A 15,318-nucleotide genomic window follows, 5' to 3' on the forward strand; every position below is an offset into this window, starting at 1 on the left:
CCCCCGCCCCGCGCTCCGTGGTCCGCGCCCGTGCGCATCTGCGCACCGAATGGCCGAGGGGCGTCCGAGCGGCTGGCCGTCGTGTCGGATGAGCCCGCGGACGTTGGCGGAAGGGGCCCCGGTTCCTCCCAAAAAAAAATCTGGGTGGGGATGTCGAGAACTCGTGGGCGGCTCCGTCCCCGGTGTGAACGCGGCCAGAATGGGTCGCAGGAAACCCGAGGGAGAACACGATGGCCAAGTACCTGCTGCTCAAGCACTACCGCGGCGCTCCGGCTTCGGTCAACGACGTGCCGATGGACAAGTGGACGCCGGAGGAGATCTCGGCCCACGTGCAGTACATGAACGACTTCGCGGCCCGGATCCAGGAGACGGGCGAGTTCGTCGACAGCCAGGCGCTCGCGCCCGAAGGGACGTTCGTCCGGTACGACGGCGAGGGCCGCAAGCCGGTCACCGACGGCCCGTTCGCCGAGACCAAGGACCTCATCGCCGGCTGGATGGTGATCGACGTCGACGACTACGAGCGCGCCCTGGAGCTGGCCGGCGAGCTGTCGGCCGCGCCCGGGGCGGGCGGTGAGCCGATCCACGAGTGGCTCGAACTGCGTCCGTTCCTGACCGAGCCGCCCACCATCACGGAGTGACCGTTCGGATGGACGAGGCCCTGCTCAGAAGCCTCACCCCGGACGTCCTCGGGATCCTCGTCCGCCGCGGAGCCGACTTCGCGGCGGCCGAGGACGCCGTGCAGGACGCGCTGGTCGAGGCGGTCCGCGTCTGGCCGGGCGACCCGCCACGGGACGTCAAGGGCTGGCTGGTCACCGTCGCCTGGAACCGGTTCCTGGACGCGACCCGGGCGGACACGGCCCGCCGCCGGCGTGAGGACCGGGTCGACGAGGAGCCGCCGCCCGGCCCCGCGTCAGGCGTGGACGACACGCTCCAGCTCTACTTCCTGTGCGCGCACCCGTCGCTGACGCCGTCGTCCGCGGTGGCGCTCACGCTGCGCGCGGTCGGCGGGCTGACCACCCGCCAGATCGCCCAGGCCTACCTCGTGCCCGAGGCGACGATGGCGCAGCGCATCAGCCGGGCCAAGCGCACCGTCTCGGGTGTGCGGTTCGACCAGCCCGGCGACGTCGCCACCGTGCTGCGCGTCCTCTACCTGGTCTTCAACGAGGGCTACTCCGGCGACGTCGACCTTGCCGCGGAGGCCATCCGGCTCACCCGGCGGCTCGCGGCCGCGATCGACCATCCCGAGGTGGCGGGCCTGCTCGCACTCATGCTGCTCCACCACGCCCGGCACAGCGCCCGGACCGCGCCGGACGGGAGCCTGGTGCCGCTCGCCGAGCAGGACCGCGGCCGCTGGGACACCCGGTCGATCGCCGAAGGCATCGAGATCCTCCAGGCGGCCCTCGCGCGCGACAAGCTGGGCGAGTTCCAGGCCCAGGCCGCCATCGCGGCACTCCACGCCGACGCGATCACCGCCGAGGAGACCGACTGGGTTCAGATCGTCGAGTGGTACGACGAGCTCGTGCGGCTGACCGAGAGCCCGGTCGTCCGGCTCAACCGAGCGGTGGCCGTCGGCGAGGCCGACGGACCCCGCGCCGGCCTGGCCGCGCTCGCGGCGCTGGACGACGCACTGCCCCGCCACGCCGCGGTGGCGGCCTATCTCCACGAGCGCGACGGCGACCTGGAGAAGGCGGCACGCCTGTACGCGGAGGCGGCCGAGAAGGCACCCAACCTCGCCGAGCGAGACCACCTGACCCGCCAGGCCGCCCGCCTGAACGCAGACCGGCACCGCTGACGCCCCGTGCTCAGCGACTCGGGGACTTGACGTCGATGTCCACCGGGAACGGGACATGACACGCCGTGTCGAAATCGTGTGTCGGTCAGGTGGGCAGGGCGTAGCGGCCGTCGTTCAGGGGGTCTACCAGGCCGTCTGCTATCAGGGCGTCGAGAGCGCGTTCGCGTTGGGGGGCGTCTGACCAGACGACGTCCAGGGCCGGTTTGGGGACGGGGCCTTCGGCCTCGCGCAGGACGGCGAGGATGCGTCCGCGGCACTGGCGGTCGGTGCCCGCGTACGTCTGGCCTCGGCGCGGCGGGCCGTCGTAGGCGGGGCGGCCCGCCAGCCGCCACGCGCACTCGCCGGACACCGGGCAGTCGGCGCAGCGGGGGGTGCGGGCGGTGCAGACCAGGGCGCCGAGTTCCATCACGGCGACGGCCCAGCGGGCGGCGGTCGGCGGATCGAGGGGGAGGAGGCCCTCCGCGAGCTTCAGTTCGGCCTTCGTCTGCGACGTCGGCGGGTACTCGTCGCCGGACAGGAGCCGGGCCAGGACGCGCCGGACGTTGGTGTCGAGGACGGCGTGGCGCTGCTGGAACGCGAAGCTGGCGACGGCGGCGGCGGTGTAGGAACCGATGCCGGGAAGCGCCAGGAGGTCGCCGTGCGAGGAGGGGACGTCACCGCCGTGCCGCTCGGTGATCGCGCGGGCGCTCTCGTGGAGGCGCAGCGCGCGGCGCGGGTAGCCGAGCCGTCCCCACGCCCGGACGGCCTCGCCCGACGGCTCGCCCGCCAGCGCGGCGGGCGTGGGCCAGCGGTTCATCCAGGCCTGCCAGACGGGCAGGACGCGGGAGACCGGGGTCTGCTGGAGCATGATCTCGCTGACCAGGACGCCCCAGGGCGTCGCGTCGGGCGCCCGCCACGGGAGGTCCCGGGCGTTCGCCTCGTACCAGTCGAGGATCGGGGCGGTGTAGGAGGAGTTCGGTTTCATGGCGCGCCGCCATTGTGGCACGCGGCGGGTCGTCCCCTCTTTCCGGATCGCTGATTGCATACTTAACGTATGGGGGCAAGTACTGGACGTGACCAAGGCGGTTCTGGACTTGATCGATACTGGCGGCGTCGCGCGGTGGCCCTGGCCGGTGTGCTCTGCGGCGTCGGCCTGCTGGCCTGGACCTGCACCGGTGACGCGGACGAACCGGTCCAGAACGCGGGCGCGGTGGCGAGCACGAGCCCACCGCCCCCGCCGACCGTGATGCCGACCGTCACCGTCACCACGACGGCCACGCCCGAGCCGGAAGAGGCGGAGGACGGCGGGCCCTGCGAGGAGAGGGACCTCGTCTTCGGCATGTCCACCGAGAAGACCTATTCGGGTTCGAGCCGTCCGGAGTTCCGGATCACGGTCGTGAACACGGGAAGCGGATCCTGCGCGTTCAGCACCGAGTCGCTGGACGTCCGCATCACGTCGGGCTCGGACCGCATCTGGTCGTCCGCCGAATGCCGCGACGGCGACTCGCCCAAGAAGGACCTCAGGCGGGGCATCCCGTACGTGGAGACCGTCACCTGGGACCGCATGCGCGGCTGCGACGGCAAGAACACCGCCCGTCCCGGCACCTATGTGGCCGACCTGAAGGACAAGAAGACCAAGAAGCAGATCTTCCACCTGCGCTGAGTTTGTTTGCAGTTCCCTTGGCGGTCGGGCCTTGAAGGCCCTCCCTTCGGCGGGAACTGCGATGCGATCGCTGCATCGCTCCGAACTCGCCTTGCGGCTCGCTTCGCGATCAGGTTTCTCGTTTCGCTCGCAACCTGCCTTCGGACGCGATCGCAGTGGTTCTGGTTGTTGCGGGTCGGGGTGGTGGCCGGGGTTCGTTCGCCGGAAACTACACGTACCTTTCCAGGATCGAGGATTCGGCGAGGCGGGAGAGGCCCTCGCGGACGCTGCGGGCCCGGGATTCGCCCACGCCGCCCACGGCCTGGAGGTCGTCGATGCTGGCGGCCAGGAGTTTCTGCAGGCCGCCGAAGTGCTCGACGAGGCGTTCGACGACCATGCTCGGCAGCCGCGGGACCTTGGCGAGGAGGCGGAAGCCCTTGGGGCTGACGGGCAGGTCGAGGGCGTCCGGGCCGGCGAAGCCCATCACCTCGGCGACGGTGGACAGGTCGAGCAGCTCGTTGGCCGTCAGCGTGTCCAGGGCGGAGAGGATGGCGGTGACGCCGCGGGCGCGGGTGTCGTCGGACGGGTAGTCGCGGACGATCAGCTCGCGGTCGACGTCGACGCCGGAGACGAGCTCGTCGAGCTGGAGGGACAGCAGCCGGCCGTCCGTCCCGAGTTCGACGACGTAGCCCTCGATCTCGTCGGCGATCCGGCGCACCATCTCGAGGCGCTGGACGACGGCGCTGACGTCCCGGACGGTGACGAGGTCCTCGATCTCCAGCGCCGAGAGCGTGCCGGACACCTCGTCCAGCCGCAGTTTGTAGCGCTCTAGCGTGGCGAGGGCCTGGTTGGCCTTGGACAGGATCGCCGCCGAGTCTTCGAGGACGTAGCGGATGCCGTCGAGGTAAAGCGCGATGATGTGCATCGACTGGCTGACCGAGATGACCGGATAGACGGTCTGGCGGGCGACACGTTCCGCGGTGCGGTGGCGGGTGCCCGACTCCTCGGTGGGAATGGTCGAGTCCGGCAGGAGCTGGACCGCGGCCCGGACGATCCGGCTGTGGCTTCCGTCGAGGACGATGGCGCCGTCCATCTTGGCGAGTTCGCGCAGCCGCGTGGCGGAGAACTCGACGTCGAGTTCGAAGCCGCCCGAGCACAGTTCCTCGACCGCTTTGTCGTAGCCGAGCACGATCAGGCCGCCGGTGTGGCCCCGCAGGATCCGCTCCAGTCCGTCGCGAATCTGGGTGCCCGGGGCCACCGCGGCCAACGTGGCGCGGCGTCGCTCGTCATAACCCTTGTCGTGTGCTAGCACCTGACCCCCGGAGGTCGCTGGACGGCGTCAGTTTACCGAGGAGGGCGGCGCGCCGGTTCCTCCCCTGGTCGCAAGCGTGGACCGCGTGGCGTAATACTCTGGCGTGACCCACGTTACGGGGCCGTAAAGGAGACCTGCAGGGCCTGCTGCAGGCTGTCGACCTCCATCACCTTCATGCCCTCGTAGCTCGTGAGCTGCGGGTCCGCGCGCTTCAGCGGGGATCCGTCGGCCAGTTCGAGGGAGCCGCGGGGGACGACGGCGTGCTTGAACCCGAGCCGCGCGGCCTCGGCGAGCCGCCGCTGGACGCCCGGCACGACCCGGACCTCCCCGGCGAGGCCCACCTCGCCGAGCGCGATCAGGCTGGTGGACAGGGCCTGCTCGACGGAGGCGCCCGCGACGGCGAGCGCGAGGGCCAGGTCTACGGACGTCTCGGCGAGCCGGACGCCGCCGACCGTGGAGACGTACACGTCCTGCTCGTGCATGGAGATCTTGCAGCGCTGGGCGAGGACGGCCAGGACCATCGCGACGCGCGAGGTGTCCAGGCCGGACGTGGCGCGGCGCGGCGCCGGAAGGTGCGACTTCGCGACGAGCGACTGCACCTCGGCGACCAGGGGACGGCGGCCCTCCAGCGTGACGGTCACGCAGGTGCCGGGGACGGCCTCGTCCCGCCGGGTGAGGAACAGCCCGCTCGGGTCGGGCAGCCCGACGATCCCGACCTCGGAGAGGTCGAAGCAGCCGAGTTCGTCGGTCGGCCCGTAGCGGTTCTTCACGGCGCGGATCATGCGGAGGCGCGAGTGCCGGTCGCCCTCGAAGTACAGGACGACGTCGACGAGGTGCTCCAGGAGCCGCGGCCCCGCGATCGCGCCCTCCTTGGTGACGTGCCCGACGAGCACCACCGTGATGCCGCGTTCCTTGGCCACGCGGATGAGGTTGGCGGCGACCTCCCGGATCTGGGTGACGCCGCCGGGCGCGCCGTCCACCTCGGACGTGCCGACCGTCTGGATCGAGTCGACGACCAGCAGCCCCGGCTCCACGGTGTCGATATGCCCGAGGATGGCGGACAGTTCCGCTTCCGCCGCCAGATACAGGTCGTCGGTGATCGCGCCCACCCGGTCGGCGCGCAGCCGTACCTGCTCCGCGGACTCCTCACCCGTCACGTACAGGACGCGCTTCCGCTCCGCCTTCCCGGCCTCGTTCCCGGGCTTCTCCTCGCCTCGCGGCTCCGGGACGCCGGACTGCGTCGAGGCCAGCGCGGCGACCTCCAGCAGCAGCGTCGACTTGCCGATGCCCGGCTCGCCCGCCAGCAGCAGGACGGCGCCGGGCACGATGCCGCCGCCGAGCACCCGGTCGAGTTCGTCCAGCCCGGTCGGCCTCGTCTGCGCCGACCGCACGTCGATCTGCCCGATCGGGCGGGCGGGCGCGCTGACGGGACCGGCCGCCACGACCCGCGCCGGTGTCGCGGACGCCCCCTCGGTGACCGTCGACCACGCCTGGCACTCCCCGCAGCGCCCGACCCACTTGGAGGTCTGCCAGCCGCACTCCGAGCACCGGTAGGCCGCCTTCGCGGTCTTCGCCTTCCCCATGCGCCGAAAGCGTAGAGGCCGGGGGTGACAGGGCGCGCTCCGGCCGCGCTCAGGCGGCCATGGCCTGTCGGGTTCTCTCGATCAGGTCGCCCAAGTGGTCGGCCACGACGCCGGGGCGTTCCATCATCGCCATGTGGCCGGCGGACGGGACGACCTCCAGCCCGGCGTCCGGGAGGCAGTTGGCGATCTTGAGGCCGTGCTCGACCGGGGTGAGCATGTCGTGCTCCGCGCCGATGACGAGGTTGCGGGCGCCGGCGAGGGACGCGCAGTCGCTGATCACCTCGGTCGTGATCATCGAGCGGAGGTAGTCGACGAAGGCGTCCATCCGGGTCTCGGTCATCATCTGCTCGGCGAACGCGACGGCCGCGGGGCTGGCGTCGGGGCCGAACGCGATCAGGTCCTCGATGAGCGTGGCGGACTCGCGGCCGAGGTGGCGGACCTTCTCCACCGCGCCGGAGCCGGCGCCCAGGGCGCCGAGGGCGCGGGGGAGGAGGCGGTGGCCGACGCGCGCGAGCAGGGCGGGCATGCCCAGGGTGACCTCGCCGAGGCCGCCGGACGAGGTGCAGAGCAGCCCGGTGGCGACGACCTTGCGGCCGATCAGGCCGGGGTTCTCGTCGGCGTAGCGCAGGATGGTCATGCCGCCGATGGAGTGGCCGACGAGGACGACGGGCGTCTCCTCCGGGACGGTCGCCTCGATGACGGTGGCCAGGTCGCCGGCCAGCCGGTCGAGCGTGTAGCCGTCGCGGGCGCCGCCGTCGGAGCGGCCGTGGCCGCGGTGGTCCCAGAAGACGAGGCGGCCGAGGCCGCGCAGGGCCTTGCGCTGGAAGTGCCAGGAGTCCTGGGTGAGCGTCCAGCCGTGGCAGAACACGACGGCGAGGTCGGTGCGGTCGTCGCCGTCGATCTCGGCGTACAGGCGCGTGCCGTCCTCGGCGCGGACGGGGACGGGCCGGCCGCGCAGCGACCCGAACGGCTCACCGGCGTGCGGGTCGGGACGCAGTTGCAGGCGGCGCATGGCCCGGCGCTGGGCGGCGAGCCCGGCGCCCGCCCCGGCCGCGCCGAGCGCCGTGGCGGCGAGGAGGCCGCGGACGCTTCCCCGGGCGACGGCGCGGCGCCTCGGGGGCGTCCCCTGAAGGGCGAGACGGCTCGTCCTGGTGGCACGGCCCATGGCACGTTCCTCCCGTTCCGGCGGTGACCGAATTCCGGCGGTGACCGAATTCCTGCAGCGGCCGACCAGTCGGTAACTTCAGGGGCAACGCCACCACAAATTGACGGCATAGTCCACCTCAAGGGAGGCCCCGCCCTCGTCCTGCTCGCGCAGAAAGGCCTCGGCCAGGTCGGGCGGGAACTCGATCCGCAGTACGGCTTCGAGGTCGTCCCGGTTCTCGAAGGACCAGCGGATCGTCAGCGGCTCCCGGGTGAAGCCGTGCCGCGTCCAGAACCGTTCCACGGCTCCGGGGTCGTACTTCGGGAGGCTCCGCTGGAACCAGCGGCCGAACGTGGACCGCGTGGCATCGTTGTCGATGATGAAGACCGCCCCGCCGCGCCGGACGACCCGTTCCAGCTCGGCCAGGCCCGGCTCGCATCCCGGGCCGAAGAAGTAGGCCCACCGGACGTGGACGACGTCGATCGAGGCGGCCGGAACCGGCAGTGCCTGGGCCGCGCCGACACGAACGGTGACGTGGGGAAGGTCCCGCGCCCTCCGGGAGGCCGCCGCGGCGAGGCCCGCGTGCGGCTCCACGCCGATCACCCGGTTCGCGTCCGCGGCGAAGAACGGCAGGTGGAAGCCGGTGCCGCAGCCGAGGTCCAGGACGTCCGACCCCTTCCACGGGCGGATGGCGCGCATCGCCTCCGGCAGCACGCCGTCGGGGTCCACGGCACGGTTCTCCAGCTCGTAGACCTGGGGGGAGTTCCAGATGTTGGGGCTCGGCACGGCGCCCCGGGCGATCTCGGCCACGGGAACAGAGGGTAGCCAGAGCAATCAGGATCACGCGGGGCGAAGGTTTCATCACAGCCGTGGCCGCATAGGCTTTGCCTTGCGAGCATCGCCCTACGAACACCACCGAACGACCATTCTCGGCGAGGAAGCCTTGACTCCGCAGCACAACGGTGTCTCTTCACCGGCGCTCCGCGTACCGGACGCGCCGATCACGCTCTCGACCGCGTCGGTGTACCCGGAGAAGGTACCGAGCGCCTTCGAGATCGCCGCGCTGCTCGGGTACGACGGCATCGAGGTCATGGTCTCCACGGACGCCTCGTCCCAGGACCTCAACGTCCTGCGGCGACTGTCCGACTACCACCAGGTCCCCATCAAGTCGATCCACGCGCCCTGCCTGCTGCTCACGCAGCGGGTGTGGGGGCGTGAGCCGTGGGGAAAGCTGGTGCGGTCCAAGGAGGTCGCGGAGGAACTGGGCGCGGACGTCGTCGTCGTGCACCCGCCTTTCCGGTGGCAGCGCGACTACGCCAAGGAGTTCGTCGACGGCCTCGCCCGCATGCAGGACGAGACGGACGTCCTCTTCGCCGTCGAGAACATGTTCCCGCTCAAGGCGCGCGGTGCCGAGGCGGGCATGTACCTCCCCGACTGGAACCCGGTCGACCAGGACTTCCCCTACGTGACGCTCGACCTGTCCCACTCTGCGGTGTCGGGCTCCGACCCACTCGAGATGGCGGGGAGTCTCGGCGACCGCCTCCGGCACATCCACCTCGCCGACGGCGTGGGCATCACGAACAAGGACGAGCACCTCGTGCCCGGCCGCGGCAACCAGCCATGCGGGACGCTCCTGGAGAACCTCGCCGAGGACGGCTTCCGCGGGCACATCGTCCTGGAGATCAACACGCGCCGCGCGTCCAGCCGCGTCGAGCGGATGGAGGACCTCGCCGAGGCGCTGGCCTTCGCGCGCCTGCACCTCGCCGCCGCCCCCCACACCTGGGAGGTCACGTCGGCGGGTGAGATCACCCGCCGGGGCGTGCGGTGACCGACGCGGTGCGTCCGGGGGGCCGCCCGGCCTCGCGCGGGCGCCGTCCCGGCCCGACCGAGACGCGCGAGAAGATCCTCGCCGAGGCGCGCGAGCTGTTCGCTGAGAAGGGCTACGACGGCGCCTCGCTGCGTGCCATCGCCCGCGCCGCCGGTGTCGATCCCGCCCTCGTCCACCACTTCTTCGGCAACAAGGAGGGCGTGTTCATCGAGGCGATGCGCTTCCCGCTGGATCCGTCGATCCTGCTGCCGCGCATCATGGCCTACCCCAGAGAGCGGGTGGGCGAGGCGATGGTCCGGACCTTCCTGGAGGTGTGGGGCGACGATGAGCGCCGCGCTCCGCTGCTCGCCATGCTGCGCTCGGCGATGACCAACGAGCGCGCGGCGGCGATGATGCGCGAGTTCGTCACGCAGGCCCTGTTGGGGCGGGCCAAGCAGGCCACGGGCGCCCCGTCCCTGGCCATCCAGGCGGCGGCCGGGCAGATGATCGGCATCATGATCATGCGCTACGTGCTGCGCATCGAGCCGATGGCGTCCGCCACCGAAGAGGAACTCGTCGAGCTGGTGGCCCCGACCCTCCAGCGCTACCTCCTTTCCTGACGCGAACCGCCCTGACGCCGACCGTCCCGACTCGGAGATGACCCTGTCCGCCCTTGACCGGGGCGTCCTTGTCCGCATAAATTCAACATATGATGAGTTCCAGTGTTGCGGTGAGCGTGCGAGACCTCCGGGTGGCGCGCGGCGGCCGGGAGGTGCTGCACGGGCTCACCTTCGACGTGCCGAAGGGCTCGATCGTGGGACTGCTCGGGCCGAGCGGCTGCGGGAAGACGACCCTGATAAGGGCCCTGGTCGGCGTCCAGATCGTCAAAGGCGGGACGGTGACCGTCCTCGGCGACGACGCCGGCTCGCCGGGTCTGCGGCGCCGCGTCGGATACGCGACGCAGTCGCCGGCCGTGTACGCGGACCTGACCGTCGCCGAGAACCTGCGCTACTTCGCGTCCGTCTTGGGCGCGCCACGCACCGACGTGGACCGCGTCATCGACGAGGTCGGGCTCGGCGCGAGCCGCGACCAGACCGCGGCGACGCTGTCGGGCGGCCAGCTCAGCCGCGCCAACCTCGCCGTCGCGCTGCTGGGCGCGCCCGAGATCCTCGTCCTGGACGAGCCGACCGTGGGCCTCGACCCGGTGCTGCGCCAGGAGCTGTGGGAGCTTTTCCGCGAGCTGGCGGGACGAGGCGTCACGCTCGTCGTGTCCAGCCACGTCATGGACGAGGCGGGCCGCACCGACCGGCTCCTGCTCATGCGCGAGGGCCACATCCTCGCCGACGGCACCCCGGACGGCCTGCGCCACCGCACCGGCGCGCAGGACCTCGAAGAAGCGTTCCTCCACCTGATCGCCGAGAAGGCAGGGAGCCCGGCATGAGTCCCGCGATCGCACTGGCCACGATGCGGCGCATCCTCACGCAGCTCAAGCACGACCACCGCACGCTCGTCCTGCTGATCGGGGTGCCGGCGCTGCTGATGGTCCTGCTGAGGTACGTGTTCGACGAGCCGATGCTCTTCGACCGGCTCGGGCCCATGCTGCTCGGCCTGTTCCCGTTCATCGTCATGTTCCTCGTGACCAGCGTCGCCACGCTCCGCGAGCGGACGAGCGGCACGCTGGAACGGCTGATGACCATGCCGCTCGCCAAGCTCGATCTGCTGCTCGGCTACGCGCTCGCGTTCGGCCTTATCGCGCTCGTGCAGGTCGGCGCCGTCCTGCTGGTCTCGCTGACCTGGCTGGGCCTCGACCTGAACGGCTCGCTCGGCTCGCTGGTCCTGGTCGCCCTGCTGAACGCGCTGCTCGGCATGTCGCTCGGCCTGTTCGCCAGCGCGTTCGCCCGGACCGAGTTCCAGGCCGTCCAGTTCATGCCCGCGTTCGTCCTGCCGCAGCTGCTCCTGTGCGGCCTGATCGTCCCGCGCGAGGAGATGGCGTCCTGGCTTCAGGCGATCTCGCACGTCCTGCCGCTCACGTACGCGGTCGAGGGCATGCAGGAGATCAGCGCCAGCGCCGACTTCACCGGCACCCTCGCCCTGGACGTGTCCGTCATCGCCGCGTTCACCATGGCCGCCCTCCTCCTGGGCGCCGTGACCCTCCGCCGCAGGACCGTCTAGCCACGTGGGGCGACCCCTTGGGACGGCCTGCGGTTTACCGGGAGAGGCGGGGTCGCCGCAATAGGACACCTGGGCCAAAGTAGGCCATCTCGCGCCGACCAGGCTGGTAGCTTCGGCGCCATGACCCCCCGAGATCTTCCTGGCCCGCCCGTGTCGCAGCAGCAGGGGTCTCAGCAGCCCGGTGAGCCTCCCGCTGCTGCGGCACGGCCGGGCGCGGGTCCCGGTGGCCCCGAAGCGCCGCAGGCCCCGCGGGGGCCGGGCGGGCCGGAGGACGCCGGCGCGGGGAACGGCGGCGCGGACAGCGCGTTCTGGGCCGGGTCGGACGGGAACGGTCCGCTCAGGCGCAAGCGCCGCTGGCCCCGGGTCCTCATCGCGGTCGGGGTGTTCGTGGCGCTGGTCGTCGCGGGTCTCGGCGGGCTGGCCTGGCAGCGGCAGTCGTCCTACAACGGCAACATCGACCGGATCGAAGGCGTGATGCCGGACGACGGGTCGAACAGGCCGGGCCCCAACGTGAAGGGCACCGAGAACTGGCTGCTCGTCGGATCGGACTCCCGGGCGCAGAACGGCACCACAGGGCAGGGGAACCAGGTCTGGAAGCCCGGCCAGCAGCGCACCGACACGATCATGCTGCTGCACCTGCCGGCGGACCGGAAGAAGGCCTACATCGTCTCGTTCCCCCGCGACTCGTGGGTCGAGGTCCCCGGCCACGGCAACCAGAAGATCAACGCGGCGTTCTCCTACGGCGGGCCGAAGCTGCTGATCGAGACCGTCGAGAGCCTCACCGGTATCCGGGTCGACCACTACGGCGCGATCGACTTCGAGGGGTTCAAGTCGATGACGGACGCGCTCGGCGGCGTCACCGTCGACATCAAGGAGACCGTGTACGACCCGGCCCGCAAGAAGAACTGGACGGCGGGCAAGCAGAAGCTGGACGGCGAGGAGGCGCTGCTCTTCGTCCGGCAGCGCTACAACCTGCCGAACGGCGACTTCGACCGGATCAAGCGGCAGCAGGCGTTCCTCGGCGCCCTGGCCAAGCAGGCCGCCGACCGCGGGACGCTCACCAACCCGCTGAAGCTCGACCGGTTCCTGTCCGCGCTCACCAACTCGATCAGCGTGGACGAGGGCGTGTCGGCGGGCGACCTGCGCTCGCTGGCGCTGAGCATGCGCAGCGTCCGGGCCTCGGATGTGATGTTCATGACGGCGCCGCACAAGGGGACCGGCATGCGCGGCAGGCAGAGCGTCGTGTTCTTGGACGCGGCGAAGGCGAACGCGCTGTTCGAAGCCGTCAAGACCGCCAGGATGGCGGAGTGGGCCGAGCGGCACGGCGCCGGCAACAGCCTCGGCACGGTCTCGTGATCGCGGGCTCCGGGCGGGCATAACCTGATCGGAGACGACGGTTCACGAGTCGGCGGTTTCACGAGCCGGCCGTTCCGTGAGTCGGCCGTTCCATGAGTCGGCCGTTCCATGAGTCGGCAGGGTCCACCCGAGGGGTTCGCACAGTGCTTCGTCAGGCGTTGCTCGTCGCGTCGCGCAGCGGCGGCGCGCGCAGGGTCGTGGAGACCGCGCCGTTCAGCGGCGACGTGGTCCGCAGGTTCATCGCCGGTGAGTCGATCGAGGACGCGGCGCGCGTCACCGGTGAACTGACCGGTGAGGGGCTGCTCGTCACCCTGGACGTCCTGGGCGAGGGAACCCATGACCAGGGGCGGGCCGAGGTGAACGTCCTGCACTACATCGAACTCCTGGAGCGCCTGGGCGCCGCCGGTCTCGGCACGCGCGCCGAGGTGTCGCTGAAGCTCTCCGCCGTGGGGCAGACCTTCGACGAGGACCTCGCGCTCGGCAACGCGCGCCGGATCTGCACGGCCGCGCGTTCGGCCGACACGACGGTCACCCTCGACATGGAGGAGCACACCGCCGTCGACTCGACGCTGCGAGTCGTCCACGAGCTGAGGCGTGACTTCCCTGACGTCGGGGCGGTCATCCAGTCGTACCTGCGCCGTGCGGAGGAGCACTGCGCAGAACTCGCCTACGAGGGTTCGCGTGTGAGGCTGTGCAAGGGCGCCTATGCCGCTCCTGCCGCGGTGGCCTTCACCGACAAGGAAGAGATCGACAAGTCGTACGTGCGGTGCATGAAGGTGCTGATGGCCGGCAAGGGCTACCCGATGCTCGCCACCCACGACCCCCGGCTCATCGAGATCGCGGGCGCGCTGTCGGTGCTGCACGAGCGTGACGCCGCCTCGTTCGAGTACCAGATGCTCTACGGCATCCGCCCGCAGGAGCAGCGGCGGCTCGCGGCGCAGGGCGCGCAGGTCCGCGTCTACGTCGCCTACGGCCGGGAGTGGTACCCGTACTTCATGCGCCGTCTCGCGGAGAGGCCCGCCAACCTCCGGTTCTTCCTGCGCTCCCTCGCCGGGCGGTCCTGACCCGTCCCGGCTATAGGCTGGACCGGTTGCAGGAACCCCACGTCAAGGTGTGTCGATGATCGCGATTCTGGGTGCCGGGAAGATGGGCGAGGCGCTGCTGTCCGGGGTGCTGCGGGCAGGGCGGCGCCCGTCCGAGCTGATGGCCACCGTGCGCCGCGAGGAGCGCGGGGCGCTGCTGCGGGAACGGTACGGCATCGAGATCGTGCCGAACACGGAGGCCGCGGCCAAGGCCGAGACGCTGATCCTCGCGGTCAAGCCGCAGGACATGGGCGTCCTGCTGGACGAGATCGGGCCGCACATCCCGCCCGGACGGCTGGTGATCTCGATGGCGGCGGGCCTCACGACCGGCTTCTTCCAGGACCGGCTGCCGGAGGGCGTGCCCGTCGTCCGCGTCATGTCGAACACGCCCGTCCTCGTCGACCAGGCGATGAGCGTGATCTCGGCCGGATCGCACGCGGGGGAGGAGCACCTCAAGCTCGCCGAGGAGCTGCTGAGCCCGGTCGGGAAGGTCCTGCGGATCCCCGAGTCGCTCCAGGACGGCGCGACGGCCCTGTCCGGCAGCGGTCCCGCGTACTTCTACTACCTGGTCGAGGCGATGGTGGACGCGGGCATCCTGCTCGGCATGCCGCGCGCCGCCGCGCTGGAGATGGTCGTCCAGTCCGCCGTGGGCGCGGCCGTCATGCTCCGCGACTCCGGCGAGCACCCGGTGATGCTGCGCGAGGCCGTCACGTCCCCCGGCGGGACGACGATCTCGGCGATCCGCGAGCTGGAGCGCCACAGCGTCCGCGCCGCCGTCGTGGAGGCCATCGAGGCCGCCCGCGACCGGGGCCGCGAGCTGGCGAGCGGCTGATCCCCGAAAAAGTTCAGAGTTGAATTGATCCCGTACGGGGTTTCTCCCGTGTTAGGAAGTATGGGACTCATACTGCGCCTGCTCGTCGCCGCCGGACTGGCGGCCGACGCCTACGTGCACTGGGTGTTCGCGCCCGACATGGCCTTCGTGCAGGGCGGCGCCATCGGGGGAGACCTGCTGTTCCGCATCCAGGCGGCGGTCGCCGCCGTGGTCGCCGTGCTGATCCTCGCCTACGCGAACCGCTGGGTGTACGCGCTGGCCTTCCTGGTCGCGGCCAGCGCGGTCGGCGCGCTCCTGTTCTACTACTACGTCGACGCGGGCGCGCTCGGTCCGCTGCCCGCCATGCACGAGCCGGTCTGGTACACCGAGAAGACGATCAGCCTGGTCGGCGAGGGCGTCGCGGCGCTCGCCGCGCTGGCGGGCTTCTTCACCGCGCACCGCGCGAAGCGCGCGGACGACGAGCTTCCCGAGCCCGAGCGCGCGGGTCGCCTCTAGGTCATGACGTGGCGCGAACCCCCGCCGATATCCTTGAGACGATCTTGGAGGCGGGGGGAGCGGGGATGCGAGACCGGGGCGAGCGTCCTGCCGGCATGCCGTTCCCGGCGTCCGCCCTGCAC

The 15,318-nt window shown here is 71.3% G+C and carries 16 protein-coding genes; 11 read left to right on the forward strand and 5 right to left on the reverse strand.

The window, feature by feature from the left end:
* Positions 1-230: 230 nt before the first annotated feature.
* Both E1281_RS11780 and E1281_RS11785 read left to right on the forward strand, forming a co-directional pair.
* On the forward strand, positions 231-638 hold the full coding sequence (locus E1281_RS11780; RefSeq protein ID WP_131877335.1) for a YciI family protein: 408 nt from the start codon (positions 231-233) through the stop codon (positions 636-638).
* A gap of 8 nt (positions 639-646) precedes the next feature.
* Positions 647-1,792: a DUF6596 domain-containing protein gene (locus E1281_RS11785; RefSeq protein ID WP_131877374.1), complete on the forward strand. Its 1,146-nt coding sequence runs from the start codon at positions 647-649 to the stop codon at positions 1,790-1,792.
* 85 nt (positions 1,793-1,877) lie between these two features.
* Here E1281_RS11785 and E1281_RS11790 read toward each other — a convergent pair whose 3' ends face one another.
* Entirely contained in the window at positions 1,878-2,756 is an 879-nt protein-coding gene (locus E1281_RS11790; RefSeq protein ID WP_131877336.1) for an A/G-specific adenine glycosylase, read from the reverse strand.
* 135 nt (positions 2,757-2,891) lie between these two features.
* Here E1281_RS11790 and E1281_RS11795 point away from each other — a divergent pair, with 135 nt between their 5' ends.
* Positions 2,892-3,434, forward strand: a complete 543-nt coding sequence (locus E1281_RS11795; protein ID WP_131877337.1) for a hypothetical protein — start codon at positions 2,892-2,894, stop codon at positions 3,432-3,434.
* A 208-nt stretch (positions 3,435-3,642) separates the two neighbouring features.
* On the opposite strand, the gene disA is transcribed toward E1281_RS11795, so the two are convergent.
* The 4 genes from disA to E1281_RS11815 form a co-directional block, all read right to left on the reverse strand.
* Complete coding sequence (disA, locus tag E1281_RS11800; protein ID WP_131877338.1) at positions 3,643-4,725, reverse strand: DNA integrity scanning diadenylate cyclase DisA; 1,083 nt, start codon at positions 4,723-4,725, stop codon at positions 3,643-3,645.
* Positions 4,726-4,838: 113 nt separating this feature from the next.
* On the reverse strand, positions 4,839-6,308 hold the full coding sequence (locus tag E1281_RS11805; protein WP_131877339.1) for an AAA family ATPase: 1,470 nt from the start codon (positions 6,306-6,308) through the stop codon (positions 4,839-4,841).
* A gap of 49 nt (positions 6,309-6,357) precedes the next feature.
* Positions 6,358-7,473 (reverse strand): alpha/beta hydrolase, encoded by a 1,116-nt coding sequence (locus E1281_RS11810; RefSeq protein ID WP_131877340.1) that lies wholly within the window; start codon positions 7,471-7,473, stop codon positions 6,358-6,360.
* Between the two features lie 78 nt (positions 7,474-7,551).
* Positions 7,552-8,262, reverse strand: coding sequence for a class I SAM-dependent methyltransferase (locus E1281_RS11815; RefSeq protein ID WP_131877341.1), 711 nt, complete (start codon positions 8,260-8,262; stop codon positions 7,552-7,554).
* Positions 8,263-8,395: 133 nt separating this feature from the next.
* Here E1281_RS11815 and E1281_RS11820 point away from each other — a divergent pair, with 133 nt between their 5' ends.
* The 8 genes from E1281_RS11820 to E1281_RS11855 all read left to right on the forward strand — a co-directional run bounded on the left by E1281_RS11820 (position 8,396) and on the right by E1281_RS11855 (position 15,196).
* Positions 8,396-9,280 (forward strand): sugar phosphate isomerase/epimerase, encoded by an 885-nt coding sequence (locus E1281_RS11820; RefSeq protein ID WP_131877342.1) that lies wholly within the window; start codon positions 8,396-8,398, stop codon positions 9,278-9,280.
* On the forward strand, positions 9,277-9,879 hold the full coding sequence (locus E1281_RS42565; protein ID WP_279433607.1) for a TetR family transcriptional regulator: 603 nt from the start codon (positions 9,277-9,279) through the stop codon (positions 9,877-9,879). Before E1281_RS11820 ends, E1281_RS42565 begins: the two co-directional genes overlap by 4 nt.
* Before the next feature lie 110 nt (positions 9,880-9,989).
* Positions 9,990-10,700 (forward strand): ABC transporter ATP-binding protein, encoded by a 711-nt coding sequence (locus E1281_RS11830; RefSeq protein WP_243716863.1) that lies wholly within the window; start codon positions 9,990-9,992, stop codon positions 10,698-10,700.
* A complete protein-coding gene (locus E1281_RS11835) occupies positions 10,697-11,431 on the forward strand; it encodes an ABC transporter permease (protein ID WP_131877343.1) in 735 nt (244 codons plus the stop codon). The genes E1281_RS11830 and E1281_RS11835 overlap by 4 nt, the downstream gene beginning before the upstream one ends.
* 120 nt (positions 11,432-11,551) lie before the next feature.
* Positions 11,552-12,787 carry an LCP family protein gene (locus E1281_RS11840; protein ID WP_131877344.1) on the forward strand — a complete coding sequence of 412 codons (1,236 nt, stop codon included), beginning with the start codon at positions 11,552-11,554 and terminating at the stop codon, positions 12,785-12,787.
* Positions 12,788-12,930: 143 nt separating this feature from the next.
* Positions 12,931-13,851, forward strand: coding sequence for a proline dehydrogenase family protein (locus E1281_RS11845; RefSeq protein WP_131877345.1), 921 nt, complete (start codon positions 12,931-12,933; stop codon positions 13,849-13,851).
* Positions 13,852-13,906: 55 nt separating this feature from the next.
* Entirely contained in the window at positions 13,907-14,701 is a 795-nt protein-coding gene (proC, locus tag E1281_RS11850) for a pyrroline-5-carboxylate reductase (protein ID WP_131877346.1), read from the forward strand.
* A gap of 60 nt (positions 14,702-14,761) precedes the next feature.
* Positions 14,762-15,196: a hypothetical protein gene (locus E1281_RS11855; RefSeq protein ID WP_131877347.1), complete on the forward strand. Its 435-nt coding sequence runs from the start codon at positions 14,762-14,764 to the stop codon at positions 15,194-15,196.
* The last annotated feature ends 122 nt before the right edge of the window (positions 15,197-15,318 follow it).

The sequence above is a fragment of the Actinomadura sp. KC345 genome (assembly GCF_004348515.1).
GTDB lineage: Bacteria > Actinomycetota > Actinomycetes > Streptosporangiales > Streptosporangiaceae > Spirillospora.

Excerpts from the sequence above, each read along its gene's own strand:
- E1281_RS11780 (WP_131877335.1), top strand. The coding sequence starts at position 231 with ATGGCCAAGTACCTGCTGCTCAAGCACTACCGCGGCGCTCCGGCTTCG.
- E1281_RS11785 (WP_131877374.1), top strand. The coding sequence starts at position 647 with ATGGACGAGGCCCTGCTCAGAAGCCTCACCCCGGACGTCCTCGGGATC.
- E1281_RS11790 (WP_131877336.1), bottom strand. The coding sequence starts at position 2,756 with ATGAAACCGAACTCCTCCTACACCGCCCCGATCCTCGACTGGTACGAG.
- E1281_RS11805 (WP_131877339.1), bottom strand. The coding sequence starts at position 6,308 with ATGGGGAAGGCGAAGACCGCGAAGGCGGCCTACCGGTGCTCGGAGTGC.
- E1281_RS11810 (WP_131877340.1), bottom strand. The coding sequence starts at position 7,473 with ATGGGCCGTGCCACCAGGACGAGCCGTCTCGCCCTTCAGGGGACGCCC.
- E1281_RS11835 (WP_131877343.1), top strand. The coding sequence starts at position 10,697 with ATGAGTCCCGCGATCGCACTGGCCACGATGCGGCGCATCCTCACGCAG.
- E1281_RS11840 (WP_131877344.1), top strand. The coding sequence starts at position 11,552 with ATGACCCCCCGAGATCTTCCTGGCCCGCCCGTGTCGCAGCAGCAGGGG.
- proC (WP_131877346.1), top strand. The coding sequence starts at position 13,907 with ATGATCGCGATTCTGGGTGCCGGGAAGATGGGCGAGGCGCTGCTGTCC.
- E1281_RS11855 (WP_131877347.1), top strand. The coding sequence starts at position 14,762 with ATGGGACTCATACTGCGCCTGCTCGTCGCCGCCGGACTGGCGGCCGAC.